Consider the following 16,387-nt stretch of genomic DNA (forward strand, 5'->3'; position numbering starts at 1 on the left):
GAGCGGCCCTACACGTATCGTGATACGCCTAGACACCCGCGGAGGTTGGTCGGATGGACAGTGACGTGCTCGTCACGCTCGGACTGGCTCTCGTGTGTCTGTTCGTCGTCGCTTCGGCGGCCGGGTCCCTCGAATCGGCGGTCGACTCCTCGCCGAGCGAGGCGATTGACCTCGACTACGCATCGCTCCCGCTCGACAGAGGCGACGCCAGCGACATCAAACGCGAATACCAGACGCTGAGGGACGGCCCGAGTCAGCAGGAACACAGCGGTCAGCGGTCGTCACAGTCGGACCAGTCCAGTTCCAGCGGTCCCGACGACAGCGACAGCGACTCCGCGTCGGAGCGTTCGAACGCGCAGCGCGACCAGTCGGACGGGCCGGGAGAGACCGCGGACGAGACGAACCCGCTGGAGCGCCTCATCGACGCCCTGCTCGCGCTCCTCTCGCGCCTCGTCGAACTGCTCGTCGCGCTGGCCGGCGTCGTCGCCCTCGCAGTCGTCGTCCGATACCGGCGACGCCTCGCCGAACGCCTGCGCCCGCTCGTCGCCCGGTTCGGGAGCGACGGTTCCGGAGCGGGGCCGACCGCCGGCGACGACAACCGTGCCGCCGACCTGCCGCCCGCCCCGGAAAACGAGGTCACCGAGGCGTGGTACGAGATGGTCGAACGCCTTCGACTCGACGACCGTCAGTTGCTCACGCCCCGAGAGCGAGCGGCGGTCGCCCGCGAAAACGGGGCCGACGCGAACACGGTGTGGTCGCTCACGGAACTGTTCGAGGAGGTCAGATACGGCGGCGCGCCGGTGACCGAGGACCGACGCCGTCGGGCGCGGGAGTACCTCGAACGCCTCGACTCGTCCGGGGGGAGGGACCAGTCGTGAACCGCCGACGGATACTGTTCGGTCTCCTCGGACTCGGGTGTCTCGCCGTCGGAACGGTCGCGCGGGGAATCGGCCCCCGAACGACGGCGCTCGTCTCCGAACTGGGCGGTGACTACGTCCTCGTGGCCGCGCTCTCCGGCATCGCGCTGCTCGCGGCGCTCCCGGTCGTCGTCTCCGGCCGCGAGAGCGAACTGCAACAGGTCGAAACGCCGGACCCGGAAGTCCCCGTTCGGGCCCCGCCGGCGGGTCGCGACTTCGACGAGACGGTTCGGGGATGGGAGTATCGAACGCCCGTCGTCGGAGACAGCACCCGAAAGCGCGTGAAAACGCGGCTCCGAACGGCGGCCGTCGAGGCGGTGATGCGCGAGCGGAACTGCGGTCGAAGCCGCGCGCGGCGACTCGTTCGACGCGGCGAGTGGACCGACGACGCCGAGGCGGCGTCGTTCCTCGGGAGTCCGAACCGGTCGACGCTCGTCACCGCGCTCAGCGCGCTTCCGCGACGGCGGACGCCCGCTGAGTTCCGCGCCCGGCGGGCCGCCGAGGCCGTCTACGCGGTCGATGGAGGTGCGGACCGATGACGACGCCGCAGGAGACGAACCGCTGGCGCGGCGTCGTCGCCGTCTCGCTCGTCGTCGCGGCCGGCGGGCTCCTGGCGCAGCGACAGGAGCTCCTCTTTCTGTCGACGGTCGGCATCGTCTTCGCGGCGTATCACCGGGTCGTTCCGACGCCCACGCCGGACCTGACTCTCGAACGCCGCGTCGACACCAGTTCACCGGCGGAGGGCGACGAGGTCGAAATCGAGGTCGCGGTGACGAACGAGGGCGACGCGACGCTGTACGACTGCCGAGTCGTCGACGGCGTCCCCCCGGCGCTCTCCGTCACTGACGGCCCGGCGAGGAGCGGGATGGTGCTTCGACCCGGCGACACGCGGACGTTCTCGTACGCCGTCGAAGCCGAACACGGGCGGCACGCGTTCGACGACGCCACCGCGGTCGTTCGGGACGCCAGCGGCGACAGGGAGGTCGAAGTCGACGTTCGGGCCGCGGACGAGACGGAACTCGACTGCACGGCGGAGATTACGGAACCGCCGCTCCGGTCGCAGACCCTCGACACCGTCGGCGGCGTCACCGCGAACGGGATGGGGTCGGGCATCGAGTTCCAGCAGACGCGGTCGTACCGCCGGGGCGACCCGGTCAGTCAGATCGACTGGAAGCGGTACGCCTCCTCCGGCGAGTTGACGACCATCGACTTCAGGGAAGAGCAGGCGGCGTCGATCCTCGTCCTCGTCGACGCGCGAGCGGTCGCCTACAGGGGGCCGCCCGGGGAGACCCACGCCGTCGACGCAGGGGTGTCCGCCGCGGCGCAGTTGACGGCCTCCCTGCTGAAAGGCCGGAACCGCGTCGGTCTCGCCGCGCTCGCGGCCGAAGACTGCTTCCAACTGCCGGGCGCGGGTCGGGAACACCGACTCCGGTTGCGGAAGCTGCTTTCGAGGCACTCGGCGTTCTCCGCGAAGCCGACCGATACCGACCAGTCGGTCGACGCGCAGGTCGAGTCGTACCTCGGTCGGCTCGGCGAGCAGACGCAGTTGCTCTTCGTCTCGCCCGTCTGCGACGACCTCGCCGTCGAGGTCGCGCGCCGGTTCGACAGCCACGGCCACCCGGTCACGGTCGTCTCGCCGGACGTGACGGCGGACGAGACGCCCGGCGAGCGACTGGCGGTCGCCGAGCGACGCAACCGACTGCGGTCGCTCCGTCAGGTCGGTATCCCCGCCATCGAATGGTCGCTCGACGACCCGCTCGCGCTCGCAATCGACGCGCAACGGGGGGTTCGAATATGAGCGGAGCGGGGGCGGTCACCAGACGGCCGGCGCGACTCAGCGCGGCGCTGTCGCTGTTCGCCGCCGCGCTCTCTGTATCCGTCGTGGTCTCCGGCGCGTCCGCGGGGACGTTCGCGGCCGTGGCCGGACTCGTCATCACGAGCGAGGGCGCACACCGCTTCAGAACGGGACGGCGACTGCTCGGCGTGTTCGGCCTGCTCGTCGGTGTCCTCGTCGCCGTCGGCGGTGCCGGCGCGGCCGCGGCGAGCGCCGCCGGCCGACCGCAACTCATCGAGACCGGGCTCGGAATCCTCGGCGTGTTCTGCCTCGGACTCGGGGTGCTTCCGCTCCGCGGGGCCGGGTCGCGCGGACTGTGTAAACTCGGGTGCGCGTCGGTTCTCCTGACGGTCGTCGCCGGCGGTCTGTTCCAGACGGCCGGCTGGCTCGCCCTGCTCGTCTCGTGTGCGGCGCTCGTCGTGTCGTGGGACGCCGCGGAGAACTCCATCTCGGTGGGCGAACAGTTGGGCCGCGAGTCGAGGACGTGGACCATCGAGGCGGCCCACTTCGGCGGAAGCGCGCTCGTCGGGGGCGTCGCGGTCGGGGCCGGACTCGTCCTCCGCGACCTCGGGACGCCCGGACTCCCGCTTCACGCGGTCGCGTTCATGCTCGTCGCCCTCGTCTTCCTCACGCTCGCCCTCCACGATTGACCGTGGGGACGGAGACTTCGGCGAGCACGTCGTCGACGAGTTGGCTCCGCTCGACGTTGTCGACGGTCGCCTCGGCGGTCGGGACGATTCGGTGGGCGACCGTCGCGTGGACGACGGCCTTCACGTCGTCCGGGATGACGAACCCCCGACCGTGGACGGCGGCCGTCGCGCGGACGACCTCGAACAGCCGTTGACAGCCGCGCGGCGAGACGCCGACCGCGACGCGCGGGTCCTCCCTGCTCGCGCGAACGATGTCGACGATGTACTGTTTTATCTCGTCGTCGACGCGGACCGTCTCGGGGACGCGCTGCATCTCCCGGACGAGGTCCGTCGAGAGGACCCGCGACACCGTCGGCGTGGGTTCGTCGCGCGCGTCGCGGCGGTCGAGCAGTTCCAGTTCGCCCGCTTCGTCGGGGTAGCCGAGACTGTCTTTGATGAGAAACCGGTCTTTCTGCGCTTCGGGCAGGGGGAACGTCCCATCGCCCTGCTCGACGGGGTTCTGCGTGGCGATGACGAAAAACGGGTCGGGAAGCGGGTGCGTCTCGCCGTCGACCGTCACCTGCTCTTCGGCCATCGCTTCGAGGAGCGCGGCCTGCGTCTTCGGCGACGCGCGGTTGATCTCGTCCGCGAGGACGACGTTCGCGAACAGCGGGCCCTCGCTGAACTCGAACGACCGGTCTCGCTCGTCGAACACGTACGTCCCGGTCACGTCCGCGGGAAGGAGGTCGGGCGTGAACTGGATTCGACTGAACGAGAGGCCGAGCGCCGTGGCGAAGCTCTGTGCGGTCAGGGTCTTTCCGGTGCCGGGAACGTCTTCGAGGAGGACGTGTCCCTGCGAGAGCGCTCCGGTGAGGACGCGCCGGAGAACGGTGCGGTCCACGACGACCGAGCGAGCGATTTCGTCGAGAACGCGCGTGCTGTGGCCGTGGAGGTCGTTGATGTCCATACACCCGAGTCGGCATAGCCAGCCATTATTATCCGATAGGTAAGCACGCCGCCGCCCCGCCCGTTACCGGCTCGATAATAATGCGCCCCCGACGGAGAGTAACAGTCGATACCCGATGCCGACAGTGAGCGTTATCATTCCCACGTACAACCGCGCGGACGCGCTCCCCCGCGCCATCGACAGCGCGCTCGACCAGACGCTGTCCGACGTCGAGGTTATCGTCGTCGACGACGCCTCCACGGACGACACCGCGTCGGTCGTCACCGCCTACGACGACCCGAGAGTGAACTACCTCGTCCACGAGACGAATCGGGGGGGAAGCGCCGCCCGAAACACCGGAATCGCGGACGCGAGCGGCGACTACATCGCGCTCCTCGACTCCGACGACGAGTGGGCGCAGACGAAGCTCGAACGACAGGTCGAGACGCTCGAACGGCGGTCCGACGAGTGGGTCGCCGCCTACTGCGGGACGGAGATTCTCGACGACGGGGACGCCAACCCGCTCGTGGAGCGCGCCAAGACCCTTCTCGGGGACCACGGCTCCCGAGAGGGCGCGGAGGGCGGCGAGGAACTCATCAAGGAGATTCTCATGGAGAACCTCCACACCAGCGCGGGGTCGACGCTCGTCGTCGAGTCAGAGGTCGTCGACCGAATCGACGGGTTCGACGAGTCGTTCGAGCGCTATCAGGACACGGAGTTTCTCATCCGCGTCCTGAAGGAGGGGAAACTCGCCTACGTCGACGAACCCCTGTTGCGACGGTACCCATCCGGCGGCCCGAGCGCGGACGCCGTTCGGCGGGCCAACGCGCACTTCCTCAAGACCTTCGCCGAGGAGGTAGTCGAGTTAGAGACGCGCGGGTACGACGTCACGGGCACCCACCAGTACGCGCTCGCCGCGCAGTACCTCCGCGAGGGGCGGTTCGACACGGGGCTGTCGTACCTTCGGGCGGGGGCGACGCCCGCGCCGGCGCAGCTCCCCGGACTCGTGTACAGCGTCGTCAGGGGCGTACAGAGCCGGGTCAGTACCTAACGCGGGGGTCGGAACCGAATCGACGCGAGGGAGCGACCGCGCGTCACTCGTCGAACGGCGACTCCGCGCCCTTCGGCATCGACCCCTCTTCGGCGACGATGTTCTGCCGGCCCACCGATATCTTCTCGATGTCCTCGTTTTCGTCCATGCTCGACAGCAGTCGGCTGACCTTCGACTTCGACCACCCCGTCTGGTCGACGATTTTGCTCTGGTAGACCCAGCCGCCGTTGTCGCGGAGCAGTTGGATGACCTTGTCCTCGTCGGTCAGGACGGGCTGGGACGACTGCTGGAGTTCGTCTCGGTCGAACTCCGGCGGCTCCGACTGCGAGTCCGGTGTCTCGCCTCCCTCGTCCGTCTCGGTTCCGAGGGGGTCGAACAGCCGAGACGCGGACAGCGACGAGCCGAGCTGATACCTCGACGAGGCGAGGAACCAGCGACCGCCGACGGCGACGACCCCGAGCAGCGTCCCGGCCGTGAACAAGAGCATCGGGGTCGTGCTGCCGTCGGTGGCGTCAGTCCCGAGCCGCTGCTCTAACCCGTCGTTCAGTCCGTCGCCGTCGGTGTCGGGGTCGACGGGGTTGGTGCCGTGTTCGTACTCGTACCCGTCGTCCAGTCCGTCTCCGTCGGTGTCGGCGCTGGCGTTGTTCGGCGGCGTTCCCAGCCGCATCTCGACGCCGTCCGGAATGCCGTCGCCGTCGGTGTCGGGGTTCGTCGGGTTCAACGAGTTCGACAGTTCGACCGCGTCGTTCAGTCCGTCGCCGTCGGTGTCGGGTGCCGTCGGAGACGTCCCGTACTTCTTCACCTCGGCCCCGTCTTCGAGGCTGTCCCTGTCGGTGTCCTTGAGAAACATAGAGGTGTTGTTGGTCTGCTCGTTCACGTTGCTGAGATTGTCGCCGTCGACGTCGCCTTGTTTCTCAAGTATCGTGACGTTGATCCTGTCGCTGGCGATTCGCTCTGCCTGTCCCGGGAAGCTCTTCCAGAGGACGACAGAGACGTTGCTCGACCCCTCGAACTCGGAGAGGGACTCGTACTCGAACTCGACGGTCTGGTTGCCGGACGTGCCACTGGCCTCCGTGCAGCCGACCTGCTCGCCGCCGCCGTCTCTCACGCACACCTCGTACGTGTTGGACTCGCTCGGGGAGTCGAACTCGACGGCGAGCGTATTCCGCTCCGAGGCCCAGAGATACGTCGAGCCACTCGTCCGGTCGGTGGAAATCGTGTTCGTGAACGTTCCCTCGACGGACGTCTCGTCGGCCGCCAAATCGGCCGTCGCCAGCACCGGGGCGGGGACGACTGCGCCGGAGAGAACGAGCACGATCAGAACGAACGTCGCACGAGCGTACGACATTATCGAAGCACCACCTCGATACGGGTGTCCCGATTCGACGGTGCCGAGACGGTCGCTCGGCTCGCGGTAGGCCGATGGGAGGCACCACCAAGCGCTCGCGACCGAGGGAGACACGCGTCTGAAATCATTAGCTCCGATTTACGTTATATCGAGGATTCTAGTTCAGCAATATGAATCCTACGGCCCAACATGACAATTGGATTACTTTTTTGTGTCTGGAGAATCCGCACCGGACGGCGTATAAATTCCCCGTAATATATCGGGTATTCACGCCGGGACCAGACGAACGGTGTGCCTCACGCGACAGAACTCCAAGAGCGTTATTCTTCGTCGGCCGCCTCGAAATTGTCGAGGACCTGCCAGAACGTGAGTACCGTGTAGATACTCATGACCGCGAGCGCGACGACGAGGTGGGGAATCGAGTTGAAGCCGGCGAGACCGAGCCCGGACGCACCGACGAAGAGCGTGCTCAGACCCGAGACGCTGAGGTAGTACGCGCCCCACGGTCGTTCGGATTCGGCGTCCGCCTCGTCGTCGTCGCCGTCCTCGGGGAGTTCGAGGTGGGCGATGAGTTCGTTTGCGAGGGGCTTTTTCTCGACGATACCCCTGCTCTGGTTGTAGTCGATGACGCCCTCTTCGTCGAGCTTGGGGAGATGTGCCTGATAGAGGGCGATGTAGACGCGCTGACGCTGATCGGACATCAACGCCTGCACGGTCGTGTCGTGCTCCCACGCGGCGACCTGCTCCGCGATGTCTCGCATCTGGACCGGTCCCTCGCAGTCACGCAGGTATTCGAGGACCTTCCGACGGCGTTCGTTCTGGAGTAGGTGATATATCTCGTCTTTCCCAAGTTCCGTTTTCTGCTCGCCCGCGTCCGTGTGCTGGTCGATGAGCGCGTTTTCGGTGCCGTTTACTTGAGTGGTCATGCTCGCTCCAACCGTTATTGTGACCCCCAATAAAGAGTCGACACCGTCCCGAATTTTCCGAACTGTTGTGAAAACCGGACCGTGATCAACGCGTATTGCAGCAGTTTAGTGACCGTTGCAGACCGTTTCAGAGGCCGCTAATCGCACGACAGCGGCCTTGTTTTTCGATTGACATTCGGGTCTCGCGGCCGGATCGAAATTCGGCGAAAACGTGATTGTTGCACCGTTCAAGAGAGGTGCTAAGCTCGATTTGACCGCGATGTCAGTCCGCGTTGGGGGTTAATGAGCCATCTTTGCCGCCTTCCGCCTGTGCCGCCTCGTCGAGCGCCTTCGTCAGCTTCAATACCCGGAGACCCTGCTCGCCGTCGACCACGGGGTCCGACCCGGTTCGAGCGGCGTTCGCGAACGAGCGGAGTTCGCTTTTCAGCGGTTCGACCTGCTCGACCGCGAGCGTCTCCACGAAGTTCTCGTGGCGGTGACGGACCAGCGACTCGTCGTCGATGTACGTGGGGACCGACGAGCGGTGTATCTCGATGCTCTGGTCGATGTAGTCGACTTTCACGCGACAGTCGGCCGCCGAGATGGTGAGGCCGCGGACTTTCTCCTGCGTGACGCGACTCGTCGTGAGCGACGCGGCCACGCCGGAGTCGAACGTGAGGTTCGCGTTCGCGTAGCGACAGTCCGGCGTCCCCGCGGCGTCGTACGAGTCGACCGCGCCGTCGACGATGTCGAGGACGATGTCGAGGTCGTGAATCATCAGGTCCATCACGACCGTGTCGTCGATGGCGCGGTCGATGGGCGGCCCGAGTCGCTCGGTCGAAACCGCGTGGATATCGAGGTCGTCGACGAGGTCGCGGAGGGTGCGAACCGCCGGATTGAACCGCTCGATGTGACCGACCTGCAAGGCGAGGTCCCGCTCGTCGGCGATGTCGATGAGTTCCTGTCCGTTCGCCGGGTCCTCGACGAACGGTTTCTCGACGAGGACGTGAACGTCCGATTCGAGGGCGCGCTTCGCGTTCTCGTAGTGGAACTGCGTCGGCACGACGACGGAGACGACGTCGGCCTCGTCGAGGAGGTCGTCCATCGACCGCGCGGTCGTCCCGTAGTCGTCCGCGACGGACGCGGCTCGGTCGTCGTCGACGTCGTAGACGCCGACGAGTTCCGTGTCGCCCAGTTCGTCGTACACCCGGACGTGGTTCTGTCCCATGCTCCCGACGCCGATGACGCCGGCGCGCACGGGCTCGTCAGTCATCGGAGACCCCCATGGCGGACGGCCGAGTGCCGGACGGCGGGTCGATGGTCACCTCGTCCCGAAGGACGGTCCCGACGCGTTCGACCTCCGCGTCGGTGAGGTTGGGGTGGACCGGGATGGAGAGGGCCTGCTCGGCGACCTGTTCGGCGGCGGGGACGCTCACGCGGAAGAACTCGTAGGCGGGTTGGTCGTGGATGCAACGCGGGTAGTACACCCCGCTTCCGATGCCGCGTTCGTCCAGTTGGTCGATGACCGAGTCGCGGTTGCCGACCCGAATCGTGTACTGGTGGTACGAGTGGTCGAACCCCTCGGGGACCGTCGGCGTCACCGCGTCCGTGTCGGCCAGCAGTTCGTCGAGTCGCGCCGCGTTCGAGCGGCGGTCCGCGACGAATCCGGGGAGGCGTTCGAGCTGGACCCGACCCATCGCGGCGGCGATGCTCGTCATCCGGAAGTTGTGACCGAGCGAGACGTGACGGTAGCCGTCGGCCTCCCGACCGTGGTTGACGAAGCTCTCGGCGTTCTGGGCGACGGTCTCGTCGTCGGTGACGACCATCCCGCCCTCGCCCGTCGTCATGTTCTTGGTCGGGTAAAACGAGAAGCTCGCGGCGTCGCCGAGCGACCCGACCGGCGTGTCGAAGTACTCGGCACCGTGCGCCTGCGCCGCGTCTTCGACGATGGCCACGCCGTGCTCGTCGGCGATGTCCCGGAGTTCCGCCATCGGCGCGGGGAGGCCGTAGAGGTGGACGACGACCATGGCCTTCACGTCCTCTTCGAGCGATTCGAGCGTCGCTTCGACGTTCGCCGGGTCGAGGTTGAACGTCTCGGGGTCGATGTCGGCGAACACCGGCTCGGCACCGGCGAAGCGAATCGCGTTCGCCGTCGCGACGAACGAAAACGGCGTCGTCAGCACGCGGTCGCCGGGACCGACGCCGACCGCTTCGAGCGCGGTGTGCAGCGCGGTGGTCCCGTTCGACGTGGCCACGCCGTAGTCGGCGTCGCAGTAGTCCGCGAATTCGGATTCGAACGTGCGTACCTCGGGGCCGTCGGCGATCATTCCCGACTCGACGACGGACTCGATGCGTTCGAGTTCTTCGTCTCCGAGAACCGGGTCGGCGATGTTGATGTCTCCGGTCATCGGCGTGGCCCCCCGTCCGTCGGACTCAGCGCGCCGCGAAGCGCCGAACAGTCGCGTCGATAGTCAATCGGATGTGTGTGTCTCATAGCATGTCCTGCGGTCCTGCTACCGCTGTCGAGTGCCAGACACCAGTAGCCCATTATTATGGTTTAGATAAGCCGACAGGGCCACTGAAACGTCGATTCTGCCGATTCCGTAGGCGAAAACACCGTGGTTTTATTTTTATAGATTCCGTAGCACCTGACGTCAATGGCACCATCGTGGGCACCGACCGGCCCCGACGATGCCGGTGAAGATACCGGCCCGACGCTCGACGATAGACCCGGACTCGGAGGCGTCTCCGAAACCCGGCGACGGAACACCGTGGTCTCGCTCGTGAACGAACGTTCCGAGACGCCGTACACCGTCGGCGAACTAACCGTCGCGCTCTCGGCGTGGTTCCAAGACGAGACGGACGGAATGGTTCCGACCGACGAGGAGATACACAGCGTACTCTACGACTTCGACCTCCCGCAACTCGACGACGACGGTCGTGTCGTCTTCGAACGCGAGACCGGACGCGTGTTCTCGCCGAGCAACGACGGTGCCCACACGGTTCACAGGTCTGCGAGGGGAGGCTCGGATTCGACGGTCGGTGACGCGGGAGAGTCGGCGGTCGGGTCGGCGTCTGAGTCAACGCGCGACCGAGTGACGGTCTCTCGGACGCAGGTAGTGAACATCGCCGTCGTGTTACTCGGCGTCGCCGGCGTCGCCGTCACCGCGTCGAGCGTGAGTCCGCTGGGGACTGCGTACGCGCTCGTCCCCGCCGCGGTCGTCGTTCTCTTTTTCGTCTATCGCGCCCTCGCTGGGAAGTGACGCGACCGATATGTGGAGATATCGAACGGTTCGACTCGCGGCACTATTTCGCTCCGCTTACGGCCACTGTAACGCCGGCCGGCGCTGAATCGACCGCGGAAAAGACGGAATCGCGTCAGGGACGAACCGCGAGATAGCGCGACGGTCCCGTTTCAGTTACACCCTGAATAAGGATATGTCGACGCGCGCAATCCACAGTCATGCCTCGTGGAAACGTGACAAGGAGGACAGAGACGACGACCGCTTCGCCCGAGGAGGATCAGTGATGCTCACGGGAGAATTCGCCGTGGTGAGCGCGGTGTTCGTTGGCGCTGCGGTCGTCACGTCGGGCCTCGGGCACGTCAACCGTGTCGGGCCGTCGTACGTTCGAGCGCGCCAACTCGTGTTCCTGTTCATGCTGTTCGGGACGATTACGCTCGCGCTCTGAGACCGACCGCCGGGGAGTCACTGCCCGCCGCGCTCCACGACGGTTCCGACGACCTTTCTGTGGGCCGCCCGGAGATGCTGTGAGACCGTCGCCGGCGAGAGGTCCAACTGCTCGGAGAGGTTCGTCCCGTCGGTGTCGCGGGGCCACTCGTAGTAGCCGGCGTGGAACGCGGTTCGAAGCACCTCGGTCTGTCGGTCCGTCAGTTCCTCGTCGACCATCGAGGAGAGGCGTTGGGACTCGTCTTCGGGCGAGACCGTCCGTTTGGCAACCACTTCGAGGTCGGGGAAGGCGTCGCCGAGTCGCTCGGTGACGGCGCGGACGTTCGCCCGCTTGGGGAATCGAATCGTGGCGGTGGCCTCCCCGTCCTCGGCGACGAGCGATTCGACACGTCCGCCGTAGGCGCTCACGACCTGTGTGAGCGGCGCTTCGTCGAGGGAGACCGAAAGCGACCCGCTCGTCTCTCGGTTCCAGAGCACGTCGTACGACCGGACCCGGTCGACGTCGTCGAGAACCGCCCCGACTTCGTGGGGGTCGACCGACTCGGTGCGAACGTACTGCAGGAACGTTCCGGAGGCGGTCTCGGCCGTGCTCGTGACGAAGATTCGCTCGTCCGTTCCCTCGGTGAGTTCGGTGAGGCGGGGAAGCGTATCAGAGAGCGTCACCTCAAGTTCGGTCATCGAGTCCTCGACGAGCGCCTGCTTTCGGTCGACGGCGTTGAACGCGTAGCCGATCATCTCGGCGAGTTCGGCGAGGACCGTCCGTTCGCGCTCGTCGAACGCCTCCGATTCGCCGCTGTAGAGGCACAAAACGCCGTAGGGAATCCCGTCGTACTCGATGGGAACGGACGCCGACGAGTAGAACCCGCGGTCGAGCGCGGCCTCTCGCCACGGTTCGAACTGGGGGTCGGAATCGATCCGCTGGGTGACCGCGACCGACTGGTTGCGAACCGACCGCCCGACCGGGCCGTCGCCCAACTCGCCGTCGAGCGTCACGTCGAGGTCTTCCACGTAGGAACCGTGCTCACCCGCCCATTCGATCGGCGTGACGGCGTTTCGCGCGGGGTCGCTCTCGCCGATCCAAGCCAGTTCGTACCGGTCGTCGCTCGTGAGTCGCTCGCAGATGGCGGTACAGATCTCCTGTCGCGTGTTCGCGCGGACGAGTTCGCGGTCGATGTCACGGATGACCCCGTTGATTCGGTTCAGGGTGACGAGTTCGTCGCGCTGATGTTCGAGTTCGCGCCGCCGGCGTCGCTGCTCCGTCATGTCGCGGACGACCGCGACGAACCCGTACACGTCGCCGTCGGCGTCGGTGAGCGACCGCAGAGCGACGCGGGCCCAGAACTCGCTTCCGTCTTTGGAGCGCATCCAGCCCTCCTCCGAGGACTCGCCGTCCAGCATCGCTTCGGCCATCCCCGAGTCCGGGCGATACCGCTCGTCGCCGTCGTCCGGGGCGAACGCGGAGAGGCGCATGCCGACGGCCTCGTCCGCATCGTAACCGGTGATGCACCTCGCGCCGTCGTTCCAGTTTTCGATGCAGCCGTCGCGGTCGATAGAGAAGATGGCGTACTCCGAGACGTGTTCGACGAGCGAGTGAAAGCGGTCTTCTATCCACTGGAGTTGGTCTTTGACCTCGCGGCGCTCCGTGATGTCGCTGACGAACCCCGCGATTCGTTCGCCGTCGGCCGTTTCGAGCCGCCGGCCGTACTCCCAGACCCAGCGAATCCCGCCGTCGCGGTGGACGAGTCGATACGTCAGTTCGAACGACTCGCCGTCCGCGAGCTGTGCCCGGCTGGACTCCCGAACCTCCTGTCTGTCGTTCGGGTGGACGACGGTCGTCTCCCACGCCACGTTCGACTTGAGTTCGTCCGCGTCGTAGCCGGTGAGCGACGCGACCCGTCCCGAGACGTGGTCGAAGGCCCACGTCTCGGCGTCCCGCCGCCGGTATATCATCCCGGGGAAGTCGTCGAGAAGCGAGTCTCGAACCCACTCGATTTCGGCGAGCGACTCCTCGGCGTCGACCCGGTCCGAGACGTCCTCGAAGGCGTGGGCGGTCCCGCCGTCGAACCGACCCATCTCGACCGAGTGGGCGGTGTGTTCGAGGACGCGCTCGTCGCGGTCGTAGCTCTCGCTGACGCGCGCTAAGCGCGCCTCCGAACCGTCCGTAGCCCCCCGGTCGGAGGCCAACAGCGCGTCCGCCAACCGGTCCGTGTCTTCGAGGACCGCGTCGAGCTGCTCGTCGACGAACCGCTCGTGGTCGCGCCCGACCGCGTCCGCCCGGTCGATGCCGACGTACTCGGCGAACGTCTGGTTCGCCCACGCGAGGTCGTCGGTCTCGTCGACGAGGTACATACCCACGTCCGCCCGGTCGAACGCGTCCGCGATAGAGCGACACCGCTCTCGCCGGGCGACGTTCTCGACGACGCTGCCGACCGCCGCTCCGAGGCGTTCGAAGAGGGTCGCGGCGGCGTGCTCGTGAACGGACTCGTCGACGGCGAGCGTGAGCACGCCGTGGAACCGGTCGGCGAGGGCGACGGGAACGAACACGAGCGTCGCGCTCAGCGCGTCGTACCGCTCGACGCCCGTCTCGGCGATGGGGACGCGCGTCACCGTCTGCTGTTCGGCGGCCTCGTCGAACGCGGCGGGCGTCCCGGAGTCGAACGCCAGCGTCCCGGCGCACCGGGTCGCGCGTTCGGTCCCGTCGCCGGCGGCGAACCTGTCGAACCGAGCCGAGTGAATCCCGTCGACCCGCTGGGCTCGGTCGACGAGTCGAGCCTCGAAGTCGCCGACGTTCGACGCCTTCGAACCGAGGGCCGGCACCGCTGTGAACACCGCGTCGAAGCGTTCCCGGACGCCGAGCCGTTCGCGCTCGCGTTCGAGTTCGACGCGGCGGTCGCGCTCTTCGGTCACGTCCCGGAAGTAGACGGTGAGACCCGTCTCAGACGGGAACGCCCGCACCGAGAACCACGTCTCTAGCGGCTCGTAGTACTCCTCGAACGAGACCGGTTCCTGCTCCGAGACGGCGCGGTGGTACTCCCGGTAGAACGTCGAGTCGCGGGCCTCGGGAAAGGCGTCCCACACCCGTTCGCCGACGAGTTCCGACGCGTCGGCACCGAGAACGTCCTCCGCGCGGACGTTCAGATAGGTGAACCGCCAGTCGTTGTCGAGTGCGAACACCGCGTCTGTCATCCTCCCCAGCACGGACTCTTTCGAATCTTGGGGTGCGGTCGTCTGGGTTGTCATCGTTGCGAAATCGTCGAACCCGAAGACCGAGGCGTCCCGCCGCCCGCGGGGCGGCCGAAGCGCCGTCGAGTCACCGAGTGACGCTGTGGTTGCCCATACACTCTCGAAGGAGTATGTCTACTTTGTGGCCGTTACGAACCGGGAGTCAGGAAACGAGACGAGCGGCAGTCCGGCGAGGCGACCGACAGACGGACGCGAGCGGTTACTCGTCGTCCTGCGGGAGGACGACGCACTTCCCGGAACCGAGTTGGAAGCGCCTGATTCGCCCCTGCGTCTCCATCCGACACAGCGTTCGGCTGATAGTCGAATCGGACCAGCGCGTTCGCTCGGCCACCTGCGACTGCGGAAGCCGTCCGCCCTCAACGATGAGCAGTTGCAGGATTCGACGCTCGGAGTTGAGCAGTTCGGGGTCGACGCCGAGAAGCGGGTGACCAGCGTCGAGGTCGGGCGCGTGCGCGGCGTGGCCGGGCGTGTCGGTCTCGCGCCGAATCGAGGACGCAACGTCTTCGGGCGACCGACGGATTCCGGAGTGCGTCGCCGCTCCGGCCGGTTCCCCGGCGCTGCTGAAACCGAGTTGATTCGAGAGAGCGACGGTGAGGCCGATGAACACGGCCCACCAGGATGCGACGCGCGAGGCGACCACTCGTCGATAGTTGGTCGACCCACCGTCCGCACCGATCGCGTCCTCGCCGGTACCTGTCAAGTGGGTGTCGTCGTTACTACAGTCCGCCATGGGAGGATTATCTCTCCCTCATCATATTGTACGTTTTACCAACGTGTTTTGGAGTGGTTCGTGCTATCATTGTCGGGGAGGCGGTGAGTTCGTCCCCCCTGTTCACCGGAGAACCGACGACCGACCGGCGGTGAGACGGGGGACGAGAACGAACGCTCGGGGCGCAGCGAGTCCGAACGGGGTCGGAGCCGACGGGGCGCAAGCGAAAGGCGTCCGCCACGACTGCGGACCCGGCCGGAGCGCAGAGCCTATTCGACGGGCTGAAAGCCCTCAGCGAGGGAACCGCGGCGTTCGGGTTCGTCGCCCGTCCCGAGCAGTCATTCTGCTAGTCGGTACGGTCGTGACGTTCGTCGTGTTGTTGGTTGCAAGTGCAAGGAGCTAATACTGGAGGCTCAGCGAGGGTCGCTGGATGAGCGCCCGCCGAATCAGCTGTTCGTGTCCGCGTCGAAGCCGCTGGGAGGTCGCCTGGTGGGAGATACCAAATATGTTTGATAGCTCCGTGATATTCGAATCGCGGGGGACGCTGTAGTAGCCGTGCCGGAAGGCGGTGACGAGCGTGTGGTACTGCGAGTCGGTGAGTCCGAACCGCATCGGGTTCGCCAGGTTCTCGGGCGAGACGATTCGTTCGACGTCGAACCGCTGGCCGGCGCGTCGCCACTGGTCGACGAGCGAACTGAGCGCGTTGCGGTCGGAGGCGAGGACGCGGACGACCCACTCGCCGTCGCGACCGTACGCGCCGAGGACGGTGAGGCTGTCGTCGGCGAACAGTCGCATGAACTCGTCGGTGAGCGGGTCGAGACCGAGACGGTAGATACCGCCGTCAGTCGACGGAGCGACGGGAGAGATTTCGCTGACGCTCGGGTCGTCGCGGAGCGGCGGTTCGACCGGAGTCGAGTCGTCGCTTCGAAGCCACAGCAACGGAGAGAGCGTGGCCCCATCGAGTTGCACAGAGCGAACCGGTTGCGCCTCGACGATGGGGTTGCGCGAGAGGACATCGTCGAGCGCGAACGCGGACGCTGGAACGCGAAGTGTAATGATGGTGCTCACGACCGGCCGATGGAACCGGCCGACCCTTATTATCCGGGCGGTAAACCG

General features: G+C 66.6%; 15 protein-coding genes. 7 read left to right on the forward strand and 8 right to left on the reverse strand.

The annotated features are described in order from the left end of the window. Nucleotides 1-53 precede the first annotated feature (53 nt). The 4 genes from FY251_RS07120 to FY251_RS07135 are packed head-to-tail and all read left to right on the forward strand — an operon-like array spanning nucleotide 54 to nucleotide 3,401. On the forward strand, nucleotides 54-878 hold the full coding sequence (locus FY251_RS07120) for a DUF4129 domain-containing protein (protein ID WP_148414093.1): 825 nt from the start codon (nucleotides 54-56) through the stop codon (nucleotides 876-878). After that, a complete protein-coding gene (locus tag FY251_RS07125; RefSeq protein WP_148414094.1) occupies nucleotides 875-1,456 on the forward strand; it encodes a hypothetical protein in 582 nt (193 codons plus the stop codon). Before FY251_RS07120 ends, FY251_RS07125 begins: the two co-directional genes overlap by 4 nt. Further along, nucleotides 1,453-2,715: a DUF58 domain-containing protein gene (locus tag FY251_RS07130; protein ID WP_148414095.1), complete on the forward strand. Its 1,263-nt coding sequence runs from the start codon at nucleotides 1,453-1,455 to the stop codon at nucleotides 2,713-2,715. Before FY251_RS07125 ends, FY251_RS07130 begins: the two co-directional genes overlap by 4 nt. After that, nucleotides 2,712-3,401, forward strand: a complete 690-nt coding sequence (locus FY251_RS07135; RefSeq protein WP_148414096.1) for an FHIPEP family type III secretion protein — start codon at nucleotides 2,712-2,714, stop codon at nucleotides 3,399-3,401. The genes FY251_RS07130 and FY251_RS07135 overlap by 4 nt, the downstream gene beginning before the upstream one ends. On the opposite strand, the gene FY251_RS07140 is transcribed toward FY251_RS07135, so the two are convergent. Beyond that, entirely contained in the window at nucleotides 3,379-4,347 is a 969-nt protein-coding gene (locus FY251_RS07140) for a MoxR family ATPase (RefSeq protein ID WP_148414097.1), read from the reverse strand. The genes FY251_RS07135 and FY251_RS07140 overlap by 23 nt on opposite strands. Nucleotides 4,348-4,462: 115 nt before the next feature. Here FY251_RS07140 and FY251_RS07145 point away from each other — a divergent pair, with 115 nt between their 5' ends. Next, nucleotides 4,463-5,377, forward strand: coding sequence for a glycosyltransferase family 2 protein (locus FY251_RS07145; RefSeq protein ID WP_148414098.1), 915 nt, complete (start codon nucleotides 4,463-4,465; stop codon nucleotides 5,375-5,377). A 43-nt stretch (nucleotides 5,378-5,420) separates the two neighbouring features. Here the strand turns inward: FY251_RS07145 and FY251_RS07150 are convergent, their stop codons facing one another. From FY251_RS07150 to FY251_RS07165, 4 genes are all read right to left on the reverse strand, one after another. After that, a complete protein-coding gene (locus tag FY251_RS07150) occupies nucleotides 5,421-6,725 on the reverse strand; it encodes a MarR family transcriptional regulator (protein ID WP_148414099.1) in 1,305 nt (434 codons plus the stop codon). A gap of 320 nt (nucleotides 6,726-7,045) precedes the next feature. Next, nucleotides 7,046-7,651 carry a hypothetical protein gene (locus FY251_RS07155; protein WP_148414100.1) on the reverse strand — a complete coding sequence of 202 codons (606 nt, stop codon included), beginning with the start codon at nucleotides 7,649-7,651 and terminating at the stop codon, nucleotides 7,046-7,048. A gap of 262 nt (nucleotides 7,652-7,913) precedes the next feature. After that, nucleotides 7,914-8,903, reverse strand: coding sequence for a Gfo/Idh/MocA family protein (locus tag FY251_RS07160; protein ID WP_148414101.1), 990 nt, complete (start codon nucleotides 8,901-8,903; stop codon nucleotides 7,914-7,916). Continuing rightward, a complete protein-coding gene (locus tag FY251_RS07165) occupies nucleotides 8,896-10,038 on the reverse strand; it encodes a DegT/DnrJ/EryC1/StrS aminotransferase family protein (protein WP_148414102.1) in 1,143 nt (380 codons plus the stop codon). The genes FY251_RS07160 and FY251_RS07165 overlap by 8 nt, the downstream gene beginning before the upstream one ends. Nucleotides 10,039-10,287: 249 nt before the next feature. Between FY251_RS07165 and FY251_RS07170 the strand changes: the two genes are divergently transcribed. Beyond that, nucleotides 10,288-10,893: a hypothetical protein gene (locus FY251_RS07170; RefSeq protein WP_255516615.1), complete on the forward strand. Its 606-nt coding sequence runs from the start codon at nucleotides 10,288-10,290 to the stop codon at nucleotides 10,891-10,893. Nucleotides 10,894-11,158: 265 nt separating this feature from the next. Further along, complete coding sequence (locus FY251_RS22515) at nucleotides 11,159-11,320, forward strand: hypothetical protein (protein WP_167344164.1); 162 nt, start codon at nucleotides 11,159-11,161, stop codon at nucleotides 11,318-11,320. Nucleotides 11,321-11,337: 17 nt separating this feature from the next. Here the strand turns inward: FY251_RS22515 and FY251_RS07175 are convergent, their stop codons facing one another. The 3 genes from FY251_RS07175 to FY251_RS07185 form a co-directional block, all read right to left on the reverse strand. After that, the gene (locus tag FY251_RS07175; protein ID WP_148414103.1) at nucleotides 11,338-14,559 is read right to left on the reverse strand and encodes a PAS domain S-box protein; all 3,222 of its coding nucleotides are present in this window, start codon (nucleotides 14,557-14,559) and stop codon (nucleotides 11,338-11,340) included. A gap of 202 nt (nucleotides 14,560-14,761) precedes the next feature. Continuing rightward, a complete protein-coding gene (locus FY251_RS23060; protein WP_255516616.1) occupies nucleotides 14,762-15,292 on the reverse strand; it encodes a winged helix-turn-helix transcriptional regulator in 531 nt (176 codons plus the stop codon). Between the two features lie 378 nt (nucleotides 15,293-15,670). Further along, nucleotides 15,671-16,339 (reverse strand): helix-turn-helix domain-containing protein, encoded by a 669-nt coding sequence (locus FY251_RS07185; RefSeq protein ID WP_187367367.1) that lies wholly within the window; start codon nucleotides 16,337-16,339, stop codon nucleotides 15,671-15,673. Nucleotides 16,340-16,387: the final 48 nt, after the last annotated feature.

Origin of the sequence: Haloferax sp. KTX1 (genome assembly GCF_902410085.1) — an archaeon.
In the GTDB taxonomy this organism is placed as follows: Archaea; Halobacteriota; Halobacteria; order Halobacteriales; family Haloferacaceae; genus Haloferax; species Haloferax massiliensis.

Coding starts and splice junctions, on each gene's coding strand:
- FY251_RS07120 (WP_148414093.1), top strand. CDS start 54: ATGGACAGTGACGTGCTCGTCACGCTCGGACTGGCTCTCGTGTGTCTG.
- FY251_RS07130 (WP_148414095.1), top strand. CDS start 1,453: ATGACGACGCCGCAGGAGACGAACCGCTGGCGCGGCGTCGTCGCCGTC.
- FY251_RS07135 (WP_148414096.1), top strand. CDS start 2,712: ATGAGCGGAGCGGGGGCGGTCACCAGACGGCCGGCGCGACTCAGCGCG.
- FY251_RS07140 (WP_148414097.1), bottom strand. CDS start 4,347: ATGGACATCAACGACCTCCACGGCCACAGCACGCGCGTTCTCGACGAA.
- FY251_RS07145 (WP_148414098.1), top strand. CDS start 4,463: ATGCCGACAGTGAGCGTTATCATTCCCACGTACAACCGCGCGGACGCG.
- FY251_RS07150 (WP_148414099.1), bottom strand. CDS start 6,725: ATGTCGTACGCTCGTGCGACGTTCGTTCTGATCGTGCTCGTTCTCTCC.
- FY251_RS07155 (WP_148414100.1), bottom strand. CDS start 7,651: ATGACCACTCAAGTAAACGGCACCGAAAACGCGCTCATCGACCAGCAC.
- FY251_RS07160 (WP_148414101.1), bottom strand. CDS start 8,903: ATGACTGACGAGCCCGTGCGCGCCGGCGTCATCGGCGTCGGGAGCATG.
- FY251_RS07165 (WP_148414102.1), bottom strand. CDS start 10,038: ATGACCGGAGACATCAACATCGCCGACCCGGTTCTCGGAGACGAAGAA.
- FY251_RS07170 (WP_255516615.1), top strand. CDS start 10,288: ATGGCACCATCGTGGGCACCGACCGGCCCCGACGATGCCGGTGAAGAT.
- FY251_RS22515 (WP_167344164.1), top strand. CDS start 11,159: ATGCTCACGGGAGAATTCGCCGTGGTGAGCGCGGTGTTCGTTGGCGCT.
- FY251_RS07175 (WP_148414103.1), bottom strand. CDS start 14,559: ATGACAACCCAGACGACCGCACCCCAAGATTCGAAAGAGTCCGTGCTG.
- FY251_RS23060 (WP_255516616.1), bottom strand. CDS start 15,292: ATGGCGGACTGTAGTAACGACGACACCCACTTGACAGGTACCGGCGAG.